At 44.8% G+C, this 2,757-nt stretch carries 4 protein-coding genes and 1 riboswitch; of the genes, 2 read left to right on the top strand and 2 right to left on the bottom strand.

Annotation, left to right across the window (positions count from 1 at the left end):
* A partial coding sequence (locus tag PGX78_RS07355) for a 3,4-dihydroxy-2-butanone-4-phosphate synthase (RefSeq protein WP_270446225.1) occupies positions 1–189 on the bottom strand: 189 nt, incomplete at its 3' end.
* 67 nt (positions 190–256) lie between these two features.
* Positions 257–368: riboswitch (FMN riboswitch) on the bottom strand.
* Between the two features lie 53 nt (positions 369–421).
* A complete protein-coding gene (locus PGX78_RS07350) occupies positions 422–1,828 on the bottom strand; it encodes an FAD-binding oxidoreductase (RefSeq protein WP_270446223.1) in 1,407 nt (468 codons plus the stop codon).
* 223 nt (positions 1,829–2,051) lie between these two features.
* Here PGX78_RS07350 and PGX78_RS07345 point away from each other — a divergent pair, with 223 nt between their 5' ends.
* Complete coding sequence (locus tag PGX78_RS07345; protein ID WP_270446221.1) at positions 2,052–2,357, top strand: FtsB family cell division protein; 306 nt, start codon at positions 2,052–2,054, stop codon at positions 2,355–2,357.
* A 106-nt stretch (positions 2,358–2,463) separates the two neighbouring features.
* On the top strand, positions 2,464–2,757 hold a 294-nt coding region (locus PGX78_RS07340), incomplete at its 3' end, for a S1 RNA-binding domain-containing protein (protein ID WP_270446218.1).

Below are 2,757 nucleotides of genomic sequence, written 5' to 3'. Positions count from 1 at the left end.
CATACAGATAAGTCCTTTGCCGCGGCTGGCCATGAAATTCATGTTTTCCGTTGTACAAAATTGTGCGGCACAGATGAGATCGCCTTCATTTTCCCGGTCCGGATCGTCAGAGACGATAATCATATGCCCTGCGCGAAGTTCTTCCAAAGCCTCTTCTATAGTATTGTACTCGTATTTTTGCTGTGTCATTATAGACAACCTCCTATTAAAAAGCCCTGATTCCAAACGGAATCAGGGCGAATTATGTGCGTAAAGTACATATCTTCTCTCATCCAGACTATACTGTCGGTTTCGGAATCACACCGAATCTGCTTGCGCTTGCGGACTGTACCGCCGATCGGGAATTTCACCCTGCCCTGAAGATAGGTTATATATTCATTTATGTCTATATTATACGTTCGGCCGTTAGAAAAATCAATATCTAAGGTGTCGGGAGGGTAAAGATTTTGCCCGGATTCAGAATATTATTCGGGTCCAAGGCTTTTTTGACGGCTCGCATCATGGATAGTTCGACCGGGTCCGTGAATTCTTCCATTAAGTCTCGACGTTTGTAGCCGATGCCGTGCTCACCCGATAACCGGCCGCCGACATTGTAAACGAAAGAATAGAGCTCTTGTTGGTTTCTGTCCGTTCGAGATTTCCATTCCTCATAGGATAAGTCGTCATTTTTTAAAATATTCAAATGAATATTACCGTCGCCGGCATGGGCGGCAATTCGTGTTATTAAGGAGTATTTGGCAGCTTGTGCGGCTATAAAAGTCAATAATTCCGGTTCCTTGTGGACAGGAACGACAATGTCCTCTTTGCAGACAATAAGCGTTTCTGCACGGACGGCCTCGGCAAAAGCTTTACGGGCTTTCCATATGCGTTTGGAATCGGCTACCAGAACGTCTACGGCACCATGCTTTGTACACAGTTCGTCTAAACGGACCGTTTTATCGTCTACGTCATCTTCCGTTTCTCCTTCTATTTCTATGATTAAATGATTACCGTTGCTTCCGGGTAAAGACAGGTTCAAAAATTTTTCGACAGAGTGCAGCGTAGCGGTATCCATAAACTCTATACAGGTAGGTGTCAAGTTATTGCGCAGTATATCCGAGACGGCATTGATAGCGGTTTCCGCCGTTTCGAAGACTGCCAGAATATCGACTTTATACGGTAAAAGGGGTAGCAGTTTGACTGTTGCGTTTGTAATGATACCCAGTGTACCTTCAGAGCCGATGATGAGACCGTCCAACATATAACCGGTAGACTGTTTTTTGAGTCGAGTGCCTAAACGGACGATTTCGCCGAGGGGATTCACAACTGTAATGTCATAAATTTGATGACGTGTCGTACCGTATTTTACAGCCTTGTTTCCGCCCGCATTGGTAGCTATATTGCCGCCTATTTGGCACGAGTCGCCGCTACACGGATCGCCGGCATAAAAAAGGTTATGCTTCATAGCCGCTTCTTGTAAATCAGCCGTACGGACCCCGGCCTCTACAACGGCGTACATGGCCGTATCATTGATTTCCAGAATATGATTCATCTTTTCCAACGATAAGACCAGGCCGCCGTAAATGGGGACGGATCCGCAAGCAAGACCGGTACCGGCTCCACGGGGAACGACAGGAAAACGGTACTGGTTGGCCAAACGTACGACGGCAGCTGTCTGCTCAGTCGTCTCGGGAGTAACGACGACCTCCGGCAGATGATGATAAGCCGGGTCCGTTACCTCGTCGTGTGCATACGGTTGCATCTTTTCCGTGTCCGTAATGACATTTTCCCGCCCCAAAAGAGATATCAGTTTGTCTTTGACTTCAGGCGTAATGGGTGAATAAGTCATAATGAAAGTCCTTTCCCGCAGGCATGAATTCCGTAATTCGGTATACGGCAATCGTTCTACCCTGCCAGTATCTGTTTATGTCTATTATAGACCGTGTTGCCGCGAGTGAGAAGTGGAGACTGAGAAAAAGCGGCTTAAATGACGGTCTGGATTCTTTATCTTACCTTATATACGTGATATACTAAAAATATTGTACGGTATAAGCGGTAAAAGGAGCCTGACTATGGCACAAGAACAAAGAAGGCGCAGGAGAGTGCGGCGACGCAAAAAAACGGGGACATCCTTATATAAAAAGATTATTATAGCTATTTTAATCTTTGGCGGCATATTTATCCTGAACCGCCTTTATTTGTTGTGGGAAATACATAGGGATATGCAGGTGACAATTCAACAGGAACAGGAACTGACTGAAGAAAATCATGAGCTGACGGACAAAAAGTCGAAGCTTATAGACCCGGATGAATTAATTAATAGGGCGAGAAAACAATTCGGTCTTGTTAAGCCCGGTGAAATACCGTATAAACAATAGATATTGTAAGGGTATATATAAATTATTAATTGAATTTTTTTCGTCCAATAGGTATAATGGCAATAAATGCTCGGCATTTATATGCCTAAGGAGGACAAGTTACAGCATGGCAATTGAAGCAGGAAATGTGCTGGAAGGTATTGTTACGGGAATCACCGCATTCGGCGCCTTCGTTGAGCTGCCCGATAAGAAAGTTGGTCTTGTGCATATATCGGAAGTAGCGAATGAATATGTAAAAGACGTACATGATTTTTTAAAGGTCGGCGATAAGACGACTGTAAAAGTATTGAACGTTGACGACAGAGGAAAAATCGGACTGTCTATTAAACAAGCTCAGGCGGGTGGCGAAAAAAACGCTCAATCGGAACGCAAAGAGTTTCGACCCAAGCCCGAGTTTCGT

Origin of the sequence: Megasphaera sp. AF13-6AC, from assembly GCF_027685385.1 — a bacterium.
Taxonomy (GTDB): Bacteria; Bacillota; Negativicutes; order Veillonellales; family Megasphaeraceae; genus Megasphaera; species Megasphaera micronuciformis.
Note: the sequence above shows the minus strand (reverse complement) of the source record. Positions and strands in the feature narration are given on the sequence as shown.